Genomic DNA, 14,046 nt, shown 5'->3' on the forward strand with positions numbered 1-14,046 from the left:
GCTTTTATCGGGAACGCCCCAGCTGGCCGCATCCGGCAGACACGGACCGGCCCTTGCTCCAGCGGCGGATCACAAATATGCCCTGTTTCACCAGGTGCTGGGAAAATTGGTTCATCTGTTCATCGGAAGGACTTTCAAATCCCAATCCCGGCACAGGATTGCAGGGGATCAGGTTGAGACGGACCGGGAGAGGATGGATGAATGCCGCGAGCTGTTCCGCGTGAGCCGGGGAGTCATTCACTCCTTTGATGAGAATGTATTCAAACAAAAATGTGCCTTTATGGGGCAGGGGAAACCGTGACAGGGCGGTTTTGAGGGTTTCCAGGGGCCAGGCCCGGTTCACCGGCATCAGCCGGGATCTTGTCTCGTTGTCCGGGGCATTGATGGAAACAGCCAGGCGGATGCCCGGCAGGTTCTGTTTGGCCAGTTTTTCAATGCCCGGCACCAGGCCGGCCGTGGAAAGAGTCATGTGCCGCAACGCGATGTCAAACCCCTGCTGTTCATTCATGATATGAACGGCGGCCATGACGAATTCAAAATTGTCCAGCGGTTCTCCCATGCCCATGAACACGATGTTTTTCACCGGTTTTTTCAGTGTATACCGGGCATTGAAGAGCTGGCCTGTGATTTCATGCACGGCCAGGTGCCGCTTCAACCCCATGCGCCCGGTTTCGCAAAAGGTACATCCCATGCGGCACCCCACCTGGGTGGACACGCACAGGGTGTTGTACCGGTTCATGGGAACGATGACAGATTCAATTTTTCGACCGTCGGACAGCCGGGTGATGAATTTGGTCAAATCCCCTTCTTCAAAGATATCCACCACTTTTCCCGGTGCCAGCACCAGGGCCTGTTCAAGGGATCGGGCCAGGGCACCAGATACGGCAAACTCCGGCGCCTTGAACGGCACAGTGTTGCCGTGTTTAAATATTTCTCTGTACAGGGCCCGGGCATGAAACCGGCCTTTGCCATAATCGGTTTCAAAGATGCGGACCAGCTGATTCAGGGTCAATGCCAGTATATTCATCAAAAATGCATATTTTTTGGGTTTTGGGTTTTGGGTTTTGGGTTTTGGGTTTTGGGTTTTGGGTTTTGGGAAATCTATCCCAGCGGACACCGCCTGTCAACCTGAACATGTTTCATCCGGATCCCGGGTTTTCTGCACAGCGGAGTCCCCGGAGGGGTGGCTTGCTGACGGACTGTCGGAGCCACTCCGTGGATTCCAGGCCGGCAGTGAGCCACCCCTCCGGGGACGGCACTCTGCCGAACACGTCACTTTTCTGGCGCACAGACCTTCCCTGGAAAACCGGTTGACCCCGGCCGGACACTGTCGTATTACAGCGGATATGAAATCAATTTTCCAATGGTCAAAAAATCTCAACATCCGGACCAAGCTGCTGGGGGGTCACACTTTGGTGATCATCATCGCCGTGCTGGCGGGCGGCGGCTTCATCCTCTCCCGGGTCCAGACCACCATTGAAACCCATATTGAAAGCGAACTCACCAATGCCACGGCCGGGATCCGCCATATGGTGCGCACGGCCGCATCCACCTCCATTAAAAATCATTTGCGGGCCGTGGCGGAAAAAAACCTGGAAATCATCCAGGCAGTGTATCAGGAGTTTGAACAGGGAAAAATCACGGAACATGAGGCCAAAGATCTGTGCAAAAAAATCCTGTTCAGCCAGACCATCGGCAGGACCGGCTATATTTTCTGTGCCAACACCCAAGGCATTGCAGCAGAACACCCCAATCCCGGGGTGACCGGCAAGCGGTTCATGGACCGGTCGTTTGTCCGGGAGATGATCCGCATGAAAACCGGATACCTGGAATATGACTGGAAAAACCCGGAAGAAGACGTCATGAAGCCCAAGGCCATGTACATGAGCTATTTTGCACCCTGGGACTGGATCATTGCCGTATCCACCTACCGGGAAGAGTTCAGACATTTGATCGAGATCTCTGATTTCAGAAAAAGTATCCTGGAACTGAGTTTTGGAAAGACGGGATACGCATACATCCACGATTCATCCGGAAACCTGATCGTTCATCCGTTCATGACCGGCAATTACTTGGATGCCCAGGACAAAGACGGCCGGTATTTTGTCCGGGACCTGTGTGAAAAAAAGAGCGGAAAGGCTGTATATTCCTGGAAAAATCCCGACGAAGCCGAGGCCCGGGAAAAACTGGTGATCTTCAACTATATCCCGGAATATGACTGGATTGTGGCATCGGCCAGCTACCTGGACGAGATCTATGCCCCTTTGAACACGGTCTCATCCATTGTCATGGGAATTGTGGCCCTTATTTTTCTTTTGATAACAGGATCTTACCTGTGGGTGAACCGGTCGGTCATCACGCCTTTGCAGTCGTTGATGAAACGGTTTGACCAGGGCGCGGCCGGTGATTTTTCCGTGCGAATGCCCGTGACCACCACGGATGAAATCGGGCAGCTGGCCGGATATTTCAACCGGTTCATGGACAAGCTGGATGTATCCCGCCGGAAGCTGGAATCGGAAATCCGTATGCGGAAAAAAAACGAGCAGGCCCTGCGCCTGTCCGACGAAATGTTTTCCAAAGCGTTTCGCAGCAACCCGGCCGGCATGTTCATTGCCGTGCTGTCCGACAGCCGGATCATCAACGCCAATGACAGTTTCCTGAACATCACGGGCTACAGCCTGATGGATCTTCTGGGCAGAGAAATTCTCACCCTTGATTTTTTCACCCCCCGTCAGGAAGGGCGGTGGCTGTTCACGGAAATCAGGGAGCGCCGGCCTGTGAAAAACAAAGAGATCGTTTTTTGGAACCGTGCCAAAGAACGCCGCCAGGGGATCATTTCCGCCGAGCGGGTGATGGTCTGGGGAGAAGCCTGTCTTCTGGCAGCCATGGAAGATATAACAGACGCCCGGCGCCTGGAACAGGAAATTTTAAAAATCGGTCTCCGGGAACGTCAGAACATTGCCATGTCCCTGCATGATGATTTGTGCCCCCAGCTCATCGGTATCGAGGTCATGGTCAAGATGCTGCATCAGCATCTTGACAACGCCCCGGCCCGAGACACCCTGGCCGGGGAAATCGGGCGGACAAAAAAAATCAGAGCCGTTGTTCAGGACGCCATTCACAAAACACGGACCCTGTCCCGGGGGCTTGAGCCGGTCAACCTGGCGGACCGGGGATTTGATGTGTCTCTGGCATCCCTTGCCGACTATGTCCGGGAAGTGTTTTCCATTGCCTGCTTCCTGGACTGGCAACTGGATCAGCCCCCTTTTACCGATGATACCGAAGCCACCCATGCCTATTACATTGTTCATGAAGCCGTGCACAATGCCGTCAAACATGCCCAGGCCACCCGGATCGACATGGTTCTGACCCGGGATTCAGAAAACATCCGCATGGAAATCTTTGACAACGGCAACGGATTTGATTTTTCAACCAAAACCCGGGGTATGGGGATCCGGATCATGACCTGGCGGGCTGCCCGCATCCGTGCCACCCTGGCCTTTGAACCCATGTCACCCAGCGGTACCCGGGTCACCCTGGAGATTGCCCGACATCCTTTTGACAGGAACGCCTGACCATGAAAAAAATTGCCATTCTCATCGTTGAAGATCACCCCATTTTCCGGATGGGAATCAAGGACATGATCGATCATGAGCCGGATATGCAGGTCTGCGGTGAAGCCGAAGATGTGGACACCGCCATCGGCCTGATCCAGTCTTTGAAACCGGATCTGGTCATCGTGGATCTGTCTTTAAAGAACAGCACGGGCGTGGATCTGATCAAAGAGATCCATGACCGATTCCCCTCCTGTGCCGCCCTGGTCCTGTCCATGCACGATGAATCCCTGCATGCGGAACGCTGCCTTCAGGCCGGTGCCAAAGGGTACATCATGAAACAGGAAGCTTCGGAATCCGTGGTGGAAGCCATCCGCAACATCATGGCCGGACACATTCACGTCAGCCGGAAAATCATGAATCATCTTTTGACCATCTACCAGAACCAGCCGGCCACGGCCCATGAATCCCCTTTGAAACGGATTTCAGACAGGGAACTTCAGATCTTCAGGCTGATCGGCCTGGGACTTTCCTCCAAGCAGATCGCCGTGCAGCTGAACCTCAGCATCAAAACCGTGGGCACCTACCAGGAACGCATCAAGGAAAAACTGAATCTGAAAACCGCCCGGGAGCTGCTCCGGCATGCCGTGATCTGGGTGGAAACCGGGCACATGGACCCTTTTGACCGCCTGTAGGCATTTCCCCTACACCCTTTTGGGTATCCCCCCTATTTTATTTTTTTGAAAACCGGTCTATGAATACAATCCATCGGTTTTTTCATTAAAACATCACATACCAAGGAGGCTTCATGAAAACCAGACTGATCACTCCCACACCCAGTGCCCATGCCTATCCATTGCTTATCAAGAACCTGCTGGACACGCCGTTGATCTATTCCCCGGACCAGGAGATCGTATACCGGGACCAGCACCGGTATACCTACAAAACCTTCAGCCAGCGGGTCAAACAGCTGGCTGCCATGCTGGAAAACTTAGGCGTTCGCCCCGGAGACACCGTGGCCGTCATGGACTGGGATTCCCACCGGTATCTGGAATGTTTTTTTGCCGTGCCCATGATGGGGGCCGTACTGCACACCATCAACATCCGGCTGACCCCGGAACAGCTCATATACACCATCAACCATGCCGAAGATGACGTGATCCTGGTGAACACGGAATTTGTGCCGCTTCTGGCATCCGTGAAAGACCGGTTTAACACCGTGAAAAAAGTGGTGGTGCTGTCTGATACCGGAGAAATCCCGGAATCGGATCTTGACTTTGCCGGAGAATATGAAGCCCTCATGGCTGAAACGCCTGCGGAATATGAATTTGCCGAGTTTGACGAAAACACCATGGCCACCACGTTTTACACCACCGGCACCACAGGCATGCCCAAAGGGGTGTTTTTCAGCCACCGCCAGATTGTTCTGCACACCTATGCGACCCTGTCCGTGCTGTGCGGCTATGCCCACCAGGCCAACATCACATCCAATGACGTGTACATGCCCATGACCCCGATGTTCCATGTCCATGCCTGGGGCATGCCGTATCTGATGACGCTGCTGGGGGCCAAACAGGTGTATCCGGGCCGGTATGAACCGGAAATGCTGCTCAAGCTCATTCTCACGGAAAACGTCACCTATTCCCACTGCGTGCCCACCATCATGAACATGCTGGTCACAAGTCCTGCCATCAACCAGGTGGATCTGACCGGGTGGAAGGTGATCATCGGCGGGTCGGCTTTGTCCAGGGGATTGTGCGCCCAGGCGTTGAAACACGGTATCAACCTGTATACGGGGTACGGCATGTCCGAAACCTGTCCCGTGCTGAGCCTGGCCATGATCAAGCCCCATCTCATGGAAACGGATCAGGATGAACAGGTGGCCATCCGGTGCATGACGGGCCTGCCGATTCCCCATGTCCAGATGAAAATCGTGGACATGAAGGGCAATGCACTGCCCCATGACGGCAAAACCGCGGGCGAGGTGGTGGTCAGGGCGCCCTGGCTGACCCAGGGATACATCAAATCCGAAGAAAAAAGCGAGGAACTGTGGGCCGACGGCTGGCTTCACACAGGCGACATCGGTGTCATCGATGCCCACGGGTATCTTAGGATCACGGACCGGCTCAAGGATGTGATCAAGACCGGCGGGGAATGGATCTCATCCCTGGAGCTGGAAGATATCATCAGCCGGCATGAGGCCGTCAGTGAAGTGGCCGTGGTGGGGGTTGCCGATGACAAATGGGGGGAACGGCCGCTTGCCATGGTGGTGATCAAGGACGCGTTCCGTGGCAAAGTCAGTGAAAAAGATATCCAGGACCACTGCATGGGATTTGTGGAAAAAGGGCAGATTCCCAAGTACGGGGTTCCGACCCGGATCATTCTGGATGCGGACATCCCCAAGACATCTGTGGGAAAAATCAGCAAAAAAGATATCCGGTCCCAGTACCAATGATCCCGGCAGCCTGACGGTTGAACCGGTTGATTTCCAGGTGGGGCCGACAGCCTTGGGCCGCACCTGGAAATCCGCTGTCCGGATTTATTGTCCGGTTTTATTTTCCGGCTCAGCCGGCGGGTTCAACTGTCCGGTTCAGTCAGCTGATCCAGCCGCCTTTTTCAGCCCGTTTCAATCCCTGGATCAATCCGCCACAAACAGGTTGATGGGCTCGATATACACGGGATCTTCATCATCCAGGACCTTTATCAGGTCTTTGTGCATGCGCTGTTTCAATTCCTTGAAAATGCCCCGTTTTTTGTCAAACGCCGCGGCAAAGGCCAGGGCCTCGGTCATGAGGTGATCCTGGTCGTCGCAGGCCTTGACGATCACTCCATTTGCTTCAAGTTCCTGGGCCGTCATACGCTGACCCGACAGAATCATCCGGTTGAACAGCGGTTCCGGCACGGCCTTGCGCACAAACGCCACCATACCGGGCAAAAACGGAATCCCCACATCCACTTCGGGAAAGCAGAAAAACCCTCGGTCCTTTTTCATGAACCTGAAATCACAGGCACAGGAAACAATGGCACCATTGCCGAATGCATGGCCGTTGATGGCCGCGACCACGGGCACGGGAAACAGCAGCAGGCGCTTGAAGATCCGGTTCATGTCATACATGAACGCCTTGACCGTGTCATGGTCTTTGTCCTGGATCTTTTTGCCGATCCATTCCACATCGATGCCCTGGGAAAAGTTCTTTTCATCTGTCGATGTCAGGACCACAGCCCGGACATCGGCATCCTCCTCGATCTGATCCAGACAGGCGTTCAATTCTTGAGAAAATATCCGGTTCATCCGGTTGGGTCCGTTGCACATTGTCAACACCGCCGTTCGGTTGTCTTTTTTCCATGTCACCACCGGCATATCGTCTTGCTCCTTGTGTGGTTAAAGTTACATTCACCGGCCGCACCATGCAGCCGATGATTCTATTTATATGGTGTACGCCCTGACATCAAGATCTTTTCATGAATCAGTTTTGCGATCCCTTGTAAAACGGTCCGTTCCCGCACCCGCCCCGGTTGATCTCCTCCCAGTTCCGAAAGGTTGCGTATACGTCCGGATCGATGGGGTAATCCCAGGAACCGGCCCGGTGAGCGACCCTTCCTCCGAACCCGGTTTTGAACCGGTACAGCCCGAAAAAAGGATGGTCCGGAAAACAGGCCGGAGAGACAGCCCCCATATCATAGATTTTGCAGTTCTGGGATTTGGCATATCGGATCGTTTCCCAGTGCAGGGCATAACTGGCCATGAAATTCCGTTTTGTCATGGCAGATGCCCCATACAGAAAATACGCGGTTTGTTTTGTGATGGCGACAATGGCCCCGGCCAGAACATCTTTGCCGTGAACCGCCAGCATCAGCTTGACCTCACAGGGATCGACATTTTCTTTTTGTGAAGCAAACAGGGTTTCAAAATAGGGATACTCCCTGACCAGAAACCCTTTCCGTTTGGCGGTTTCCAGGTGAAGCCGGTGAAAAACCGGCAGCGCTCTGGTGGAAGCGACATGCACCCTCACCCCTTTTCTGGCGGCCAGTCGGATGTTGTACCGTGTTTTGCTTTTCATGCGTGACAGCATCCTGTCTTCGGTACCATCGATGTCGATGATGTATGAATCCGCCACGGTCATGTCCACGGGCGTTTTTCTGAAATTCCAGCGCCTGGTTCCGAAATTCATGCGGATTTCCCGGATTCTTTCTTCGGGAACCTCATGGGCCGGATTCTGATCCAGAATGTCTGTGTAAGGCGACTCCCAGGGAAGGTCATATCGAATGAATGCCACATCTGAATTCATCTGATCCATAATAGACTCGGACAACGATTCAAGATACGACCCATAGTTTTCCCGGCAAGGCCCGAATTCAGGTCCCTGGGGAATATATGCGGCATAGATCCCGTCTTTCAACGGTTTGAACAGCACCAGCATATCTTTTCCAGACTCCTGGTCCTCGATGTCATAGGCACACGGCTGCCAACCCAGCCGGGCTTTGACTTCTGCCCAGTATTCAGTTTGAAAAATAATATCTGTGGGCAACAGATGGGTCACTTTTTTGGGTGTCACGGACAACTGCATTCATGGTCACCTTGTTATGTCATTTTTGTTTCATCTTTAATTGCGCGGCACAGAGAGTAACAATTAAATCTTGACATTTAAATACCACAAGGTGATATTAATTTTTTTTTCAATCCATGACCAACCTGTGATGAGGAAACCATGAATCAACCACTTCATTTTGATACCCGGGCCATTCACGAAGGGATCAAAGACCATGACTGGGAAGGGGCCACATTGCCGCCCATTTTCCAGACCGCAGCCCATTTTCATGACACGGCCGCCGATCTGGGCCAAACCTTTGCCGGAGAGCGGTCCGACCATATCTACATGCGCCTGACCAACCCCACCAACCGGTTCCTGGAGGAACGCCTGGCCTCTCTGGAATCAGGACAAGCCTCCGTGGTCACGGCGTCGGGCATGGCCGCCATCAGCAACGCCTGCATGACACTTCTGCGGGCCGGCGATGAATTTGTGGCTTCATCTTCTTTGTTCATGTCCACCTATGCCCTGTTCACCAATATCTTCAAAAAATACGGCATCACCGTGCGCCTGGCCGATCCGTTGAACCTGGAGGATATTGCCGCACAGATCACGGACAAGACCCGGTTCATCTATATGGAAACCATCACCAACCCGGGCATGGAAATCCCGGACCTCAAACAGATCGCGGATTTGGCCCATGACAAAGGGGTGCCACTGATGGTGGACAACACCCTGTCCTCCCCGTGGTTGTGCCGGCCCATCGAGCTGGGAGCCGATATCGTGGTGCACTCCACCACCAAATATTTTTCAGGCCATGGCGCCGCCTTAGGGGGCGTGGTGGTGGATGCCGGAAACTTTGACTGGAACACGGACCGGTTTGCCGATTTTGCCCCGTTTGTGGAACAGAAAGGCAACCTGGCGTTCCTCCACCGCCTGTTCAAGGAACACCATGTCAATTTCGGCACCACAGCAGCCCCGTTTCACTCGTTTCTGACGGTGCTGGGCCTGTCCACCATGGGGGTGCGCATGGAACGGCACATGACCAACGCCGTTCAGGCAGCAACGTTTTTAAGGGACCACCCCAAAGTGACATGGGTCAACTTTGTGGGATTTCCCGACCATCCCTGCCATGGGATGGCCAGAAAGCAATTTGGCGGTAAAGGATTCGGCACCATGCTGACCTTTGGCCTGGCAGACCAGGATGCCTGTTTCCGGCTGGTGGACAATCTGTCCCTGATCCTGAACCTGGCCAATTTAGGTGATTGCAAAACCCTGATTATCCACCCCTACTCGTCCCAGTATGTATCGTTTCCCCGGGAGTTGAAAGACCGGCTGGCTGATCCCTGTCTGCTGCGGTTCTCCGTGGGCATCGAGCACATCGATGATATCTGCGGTGATCTTTCGGCGGCCCTTGAAACGGTGTGACCATGAGTGAGTATATCGATCATGATCAGCACGGGACCACCGTGGGGCCGGTGGAAAAACAATTTTTCACCTTTGCCGGCAAAGAGGACCCGTTCCTTCTGGAAAGCGGGGCTGAGATCCACCCGGTCACCCTGGCCTATGAAACCTGCGGCACCTTGAATGCGGACCGCTCCAACGCCGTGCTGATCCTCCATGCCCTGTCCGGGGATTCCCATGTGGCCGGGTACTACACCCCGGAAGACCCCAAACCCGGGTGGTGGGACATCATGGTGGGGCCGGGCAAAGGCATTGACACGGACAAATATTTCGTGATCTGCACCAATATCCTGGGATCGTGCATGGGCTCCACCGGACCGGCGTCCATCAACCCGGAAACCGGGATCCCCTATGGCACGGATTTCCCTTTGATCACCATCGGGGATATGGTCCGGGCCCAGAAAATTCTGGTGGATCACCTGGGCATCCAAAAACTGCTGGCCGTGGTGGGGGGATCAGTGGGGGGTATGCAGGTGCTGGAATGGTGCGTGCGGTATCCGGACCATGTGGCGTCTGCCGTGGCCCTGGCCACCACCTGCCGGCATTCTGCTTTGGCCATCGCGTTCAACGAGGTGGCAAGGCAGTCCATCATGGCGGATCCCCACTGGTGCAACGGCCATTATTACGGCAAAGCCAAGCCCGGCATGGGGCTGGCCATCGCCCGGATGATCGGACATATCACCTATCTGTCCGATGAATCCATGCGCCTGAAGTTCGGACGAAGGCTCCAGAACAAAAGTGCGCTCAGTTTCGAATTCGGGGCCGAGTTCCAGGTGGAATCCTATCTTCAGTACCAGGGCAGAAAATTCATCGAGCGGTTTGATGCCAACTCGTTTCTCTACATCACCAAGGCGGCGGATTATTTCGACCTGGCAAGAGAACACGGCAAAGGCTCCCTGGTCAAATCGTTTTCAAAGTGTCTGGCCCGGTTTCTGGTGGTGTCCTACACCTCGGACTGGCTGTATCCCACCTATCAGTCCCGAGAAATGGTCACGGCCATGAAAAAGAACAACCTGGATGTCAGCTTCTGTGAAATCGAGGCCCAGTGGGGCCATGACGCATTTCTGCTGCCCAACGACAAACTGAACCACCTGATGACCGGATTTCTAAGGAGGGTGTCCCATGAATCCGCTCCGGTATGATTTACAGATTATCGCCTCCTGGATCACACCCGGGGCAAAGGTCCTGGAACTTGGCTGCGGTGAGGGGGATCTGCTGCTGTGGCTCAGGCAGAACCGCCAGGTAAAGGAACGGGGCATTGAAATCAAGGAGTCCAAAGTGGTCAAATGCATTGAAAAAGGCATTTCCGTGCTCCAGGGGGATATCAACCGGGAGATCATGGATTATCCGGACCAGGCCTTTGATTTTGCCATCTGCTCCCAGACATTGCAGCAGGTGTATGACCCCGTGTTCCTGATCCGGTCCATGCTCAGGGTGGCGGACCAATGTGTGGTCAGTTTCCCCAATTTCGGGCATTACAAAACCCGGATCCAGCTGATGTTCACCGGGTGCGCCCCGGTCACCAAAGAACTGCCCTATGAATGGTATGACACCCCCAATATCCGGGTTCTCAGCCTCAGGGATTTTGAAAATTTCACCCGGCAGGCCGGTTTCAAAATTCTGAAAAAAGCGGCCATTAACACGAAAAATCATCAGATGGAAGGAAAAATCATCACATTTTTACCCAATCTGTCCGCCACTTATGGTATATTTCTGATCGGGCATCAATGACAGTGCCTGACATTCGTGAAAATCATCATACCCTTTTGACAAGGAGACCGCCATGGCATTTCAAGACATTCTGGTAACCACCCCGGCCGATCATGTGGGAACCATCACGTTGAACCGGCCCGAGCAGATGAACACCTTCAGCACCCGCATGGCCCGGGAGCTGAACCAGGCACTGTTGGATCTGGATGCAGATCCCGGGATCCGGGTGATCCTGATCAAAGGAGCGGGCAAAGCGTTCTGCGCCGGCATCGATGTCACGGAACTGGCCGGCAAGACCCCTCTGGAATACCAGGCATGGATCGAAACCATGGAGCAGCCTTTGGTGACCATCTCTAAACTCAACAAACCTGTCATCGCCCAGGTGCACGGTGTGGCCGTGGCCAACGGCATGGGCCTTGCCGCGGCCGCCGACCTGGTCATGGCGGCGGACACCATGCGCATGGGCCTGACGGCCATCAATGTGGGCCTCAACTGCGTGGGTCCCATCATTCCGGTATCCCGGTGCGTGGGCCGGAAAAAAGCCCTGGAGCTCCTGCTGTACGGCGACCTGATCAAGGCTCCGGAAGCCCTGTCTTTAGGCCTGGTGAACAAACTGGTTCCCAAGGAGGACCTGGACAATCAGGCCCTGGCCTGGGCCGCTGAGCTGGCCAAAAAGAGTCCCATCGCGGTGCGCATTGCCAAAACCGCGTTCTACCGGTCCGAAGACCTGCATTACGAAGCCCGGTTCGCCTATATGAACGAAGCCTTTGCCCGGCTGTGCACCACAGACGATGCCAAAGAAGGGGTCTCCGCGTTTTTTGAAAAACGGTCTCCTCAGTGGCAGGAGAAATAAGGAGACGTGATGACACACACAACCGACTGGCATCCAGGCACCCTGCTGGAGTTGTCCGGATATTACTGGAAAACCTGCACCCTTCACGCGGCCGTAAAACTGGATATCTTTACCCTTATCGGCAACGATATCCTGACCGCCCGGGAAATAGCCCAGAAAACAGGATGGGACGACCGGGGGACCACCATGCTCCTGGATGCCCTGGCCGCCATGGCGCTTTTGACCAGAACGGCTTCCGGATATGCCAACACCCCTGCTGCAAACCGGTTTCTTTCAAAGGATTCCGATCAATACATCGGATACATGATCCTGCACCACCATCACCTGGCCGACTCCTGGGTCCGCATGGACGAGGCCGTGACCCAAGGCGGTCCCGTCCGGGAGCAGTCATCGATTTCATCGGACCAATGGCGGGAAGCGTTTTTGATGGGCATGTTCAACAATGCCATGGCCACAGCGCCGGATGTGGCCCAATCCGTGGACCTGTCCGGGTGTAACCGCCTGCTGGATATGGGGGGCGGCCCGGGCACCTATGCCATTCATTTCTGCCGGGCCAATCCGGACCTCACTGCCGTGGTGTTCGATCTTGCCACCACCCGGCCCTTTGCCGAAAAAACCATTGCGCGGTTCGGATTGTCAGACCGGATTCAGTTTGCCGAGGGTGATTACACCACCGGAGACGTTCCCCTGGCACAGGTGTTTGATGCGGCATGGCTGTCCCATGTGCTTCACGGCGAAGGCCCGGAAAAAGCCGCCGAAATCGTGACCCATGCCGCCAAAGCCCTGGTTTCCGGTGGGCAGATGCTCATCCATGACTTCATACTGACAGACACCCGGGACCGGCCGGAGTTCGCTGCCCTGTTTTCTTTGAACATGCTTCTGGGCACGGAATCCGGGCAATCCTACAGCGAATCGGAGATCCGGGAGATGATGACGGCCGCCGGCCTGACGAATATCACGTTGCTGGATTTCACCGGCCCCACCCAGTCCAGGATACTCAAGGGGATGAAATCATAGCCTAAAAAAATATCGTGTCAGTATCACCGTCAAAAAATTTTACCTTGACGTCCCTTGTCCCAGCTATGTAAAAATAAGAAAGGGGTAATCGGCATCCATAATAAAAAGCCCAGGGCACCGAATCTTACGTCAATATGAGACCCGGAAAATGGCTTTCCAATACAAAGGCCAGACATGAAACCGACCAATGAATCAGAACGCCTGATGGAAATTGAACGGCTCCGAAAGCGTATCGGCGAACTGGAAACCCAGGCCGTCTGGACCAGGTCCATCCAGGATCTGCAATTACGTAGAGCCAATCAGCAGTTGACGTCTGCTAATCAGCAACTGAGAGTAACCGAACAGAGCCTGCGCGAAAACGAAGCCCTGTGATGACCCGGACCATCGAAACCAGAGACCCCTACACGGCAGGGCACCAGGAACGGGTTGCCCGCCTTGCCGTGGCCATGGCTGAAGAGATGGGCCTGGAAAAAGATCAGATAGAGGGGATTCACATGGCCGGGCGCATGACTTAGGAAAAATATCCGTGCCTGCGGAAATTCTCAGCAAGCCGGGCAAACTCACCGACATCGAATTTGCCTTGATCAAAACCCATGCCAACACCGGCTATAATATCATTGCCGATATAGAATTTCCCTGGCCCATCGCCCGGATGATTCTGGAGCATCATGAAAAAATGAACGGCACGGGATATCCCCGGGGTCTGTCCGGCGATGAGATCCTTCCTGAATCCCGAATACTCTGTGTGGCCGATGTGGTGGAAGCCATGTCTTCCCACAGGCCCTACCGCCCGGCCTTAGGCCTGGAGATTGCGCTGGAAGAAATTTCCCGGAACCAGGGTGTTCTCTATGACACGGCAGCTGTGGATACCTGCCTGGCATTGTTCAACAATGGCAAATTCCGGTTTGATTGACTAAAA

General features: G+C 54.4%; 14 protein-coding genes. 11 read left to right on the plus strand and 3 right to left on the minus strand.

Annotated elements, in window-relative coordinates:
- Window positions 1-4: 4 nt before the first annotated feature.
- Complete coding sequence (rlmN, locus tag DPO_RS14470) at window positions 5-1,027, minus strand: 23S rRNA (adenine(2503)-C(2))-methyltransferase RlmN (RefSeq protein ID WP_006966798.1); 1,023 nt, start codon at window positions 1,025-1,027, stop codon at window positions 5-7.
- Window positions 1,028-1,346: 319 nt separating this feature from the next.
- On the opposite strand from rlmN, the gene DPO_RS14475 reads away from it, so the two are divergent.
- From DPO_RS14475 to DPO_RS14485, 3 genes are all read left to right on the plus strand, one after another.
- Window positions 1,347-3,575, plus strand: a complete 2,229-nt coding sequence (locus DPO_RS14475) for a cache domain-containing protein (protein ID WP_006966799.1) — start codon at window positions 1,347-1,349, stop codon at window positions 3,573-3,575.
- 2 nt (window positions 3,576-3,577) lie between these two features.
- Window positions 3,578-4,249, plus strand: a complete 672-nt coding sequence (locus DPO_RS14480; RefSeq protein ID WP_006966800.1) for a response regulator transcription factor — start codon at window positions 3,578-3,580, stop codon at window positions 4,247-4,249.
- 113 nt (window positions 4,250-4,362) lie between these two features.
- A complete protein-coding gene (locus DPO_RS14485) occupies window positions 4,363-6,009 on the plus strand; it encodes a fatty acid--CoA ligase (RefSeq protein WP_006966801.1) in 1,647 nt (548 codons plus the stop codon).
- 183 nt (window positions 6,010-6,192) lie between these two features.
- Here DPO_RS14485 and DPO_RS14495 read toward each other — a convergent pair whose 3' ends face one another.
- Complete coding sequence (locus DPO_RS14495) at window positions 6,193-6,915, minus strand: enoyl-CoA hydratase/isomerase family protein (RefSeq protein ID WP_006966802.1); 723 nt, start codon at window positions 6,913-6,915, stop codon at window positions 6,193-6,195.
- A gap of 106 nt (window positions 6,916-7,021) precedes the next feature.
- On the minus strand, window positions 7,022-8,122 hold the full coding sequence (locus DPO_RS14500; RefSeq protein ID WP_006966803.1) for a lipid II:glycine glycyltransferase FemX: 1,101 nt from the start codon (window positions 8,120-8,122) through the stop codon (window positions 7,022-7,024).
- 141 nt (window positions 8,123-8,263) lie between these two features.
- On the opposite strand from DPO_RS14500, the gene DPO_RS14505 reads away from it, so the two are divergent.
- From DPO_RS14505 to DPO_RS14535, 8 genes are all read left to right on the plus strand, one after another.
- A complete protein-coding gene (locus DPO_RS14505; RefSeq protein WP_006966804.1) occupies window positions 8,264-9,511 on the plus strand; it encodes an O-acetylhomoserine aminocarboxypropyltransferase/cysteine synthase family protein in 1,248 nt (415 codons plus the stop codon).
- A gap of 2 nt (window positions 9,512-9,513) precedes the next feature.
- The gene (metX, locus tag DPO_RS14510; protein ID WP_006966805.1) at window positions 9,514-10,689 is read left to right on the plus strand and encodes a homoserine O-acetyltransferase MetX; all 1,176 of its coding nucleotides are present in this window, start codon (window positions 9,514-9,516) and stop codon (window positions 10,687-10,689) included.
- Window positions 10,670-11,278, plus strand: a complete 609-nt coding sequence (gene metW / locus DPO_RS14515; protein ID WP_006966806.1) for a methionine biosynthesis protein MetW — start codon at window positions 10,670-10,672, stop codon at window positions 11,276-11,278. Before metX ends, metW begins: the two co-directional genes overlap by 20 nt.
- Before the next feature lie 52 nt (window positions 11,279-11,330).
- Window positions 11,331-12,110, plus strand: coding sequence for an enoyl-CoA hydratase/isomerase family protein (locus tag DPO_RS14520; protein WP_006966807.1), 780 nt, complete (start codon window positions 11,331-11,333; stop codon window positions 12,108-12,110).
- Window positions 12,111-12,119: 9 nt separating this feature from the next.
- Window positions 12,120-13,127: a methyltransferase gene (locus DPO_RS14525; protein WP_006966808.1), complete on the plus strand. Its 1,008-nt coding sequence runs from the start codon at window positions 12,120-12,122 to the stop codon at window positions 13,125-13,127.
- Window positions 13,128-13,301: 174 nt separating this feature from the next.
- Window positions 13,302-13,499, plus strand: coding sequence for a hypothetical protein (locus DPO_RS14530; RefSeq protein ID WP_006966809.1), 198 nt, complete (start codon window positions 13,302-13,304; stop codon window positions 13,497-13,499).
- Window positions 13,499-13,642 carry a hypothetical protein gene (locus DPO_RS26120; protein WP_006966810.1) on the plus strand — a complete coding sequence of 48 codons (144 nt, stop codon included), beginning with the start codon at window positions 13,499-13,501 and terminating at the stop codon, window positions 13,640-13,642. Before DPO_RS14530 ends, DPO_RS26120 begins: the two co-directional genes overlap by 1 nt.
- An 11-nt stretch (window positions 13,643-13,653) precedes the next feature.
- The gene (locus DPO_RS14535; RefSeq protein WP_006966811.1) at window positions 13,654-14,040 is read left to right on the plus strand and encodes an HD-GYP domain-containing protein; all 387 of its coding nucleotides are present in this window, start codon (window positions 13,654-13,656) and stop codon (window positions 14,038-14,040) included.
- Window positions 14,041-14,046: the final 6 nt, after the last annotated feature.

This window comes from Desulfotignum phosphitoxidans DSM 13687, assembly GCF_000350545.1.
Classification (GTDB): Bacteria; Desulfobacterota; Desulfobacteria; order Desulfobacterales; family Desulfobacteraceae; genus Desulfotignum; species Desulfotignum phosphitoxidans.

Bases quoted from the DNA above. Each gene is read 5' to 3' on its own strand.
- rlmN (WP_006966798.1), bottom strand. From the start codon at position 1,027: ATGAATATACTGGCATTGACCCTGAATCAGCTGGTCCGCATCTTTGAA.
- DPO_RS14495 (WP_006966802.1), bottom strand. From the start codon at position 6,915: ATGCCGGTGGTGACATGGAAAAAAGACAACCGAACGGCGGTGTTGACA.
- DPO_RS14475 (WP_006966799.1), top strand. From the start codon at position 1,347: ATGAAATCAATTTTCCAATGGTCAAAAAATCTCAACATCCGGACCAAG.
- DPO_RS14485 (WP_006966801.1), top strand. From the start codon at position 4,363: ATGAAAACCAGACTGATCACTCCCACACCCAGTGCCCATGCCTATCCA.
- metX (WP_006966805.1), top strand. From the start codon at position 9,514: ATGAGTGAGTATATCGATCATGATCAGCACGGGACCACCGTGGGGCCG.
- DPO_RS26120 (WP_006966810.1), top strand. From the start codon at position 13,499: ATGACCCGGACCATCGAAACCAGAGACCCCTACACGGCAGGGCACCAG.
- DPO_RS14500 (WP_006966803.1), bottom strand. From the start codon at position 8,122: ATGCAGTTGTCCGTGACACCCAAAAAAGTGACCCATCTGTTGCCCACA.
- DPO_RS14505 (WP_006966804.1), top strand. From the start codon at position 8,264: ATGAATCAACCACTTCATTTTGATACCCGGGCCATTCACGAAGGGATC.
- metW (WP_006966806.1), top strand. From the start codon at position 10,670: ATGAATCCGCTCCGGTATGATTTACAGATTATCGCCTCCTGGATCACA.
- DPO_RS14525 (WP_006966808.1), top strand. From the start codon at position 12,120: ATGACACACACAACCGACTGGCATCCAGGCACCCTGCTGGAGTTGTCC.
- DPO_RS14530 (WP_006966809.1), top strand. From the start codon at position 13,302: ATGAAACCGACCAATGAATCAGAACGCCTGATGGAAATTGAACGGCTC.
- DPO_RS14520 (WP_006966807.1), top strand. From the start codon at position 11,331: ATGGCATTTCAAGACATTCTGGTAACCACCCCGGCCGATCATGTGGGA.
- DPO_RS14480 (WP_006966800.1), top strand. From the start codon at position 3,578: ATGAAAAAAATTGCCATTCTCATCGTTGAAGATCACCCCATTTTCCGG.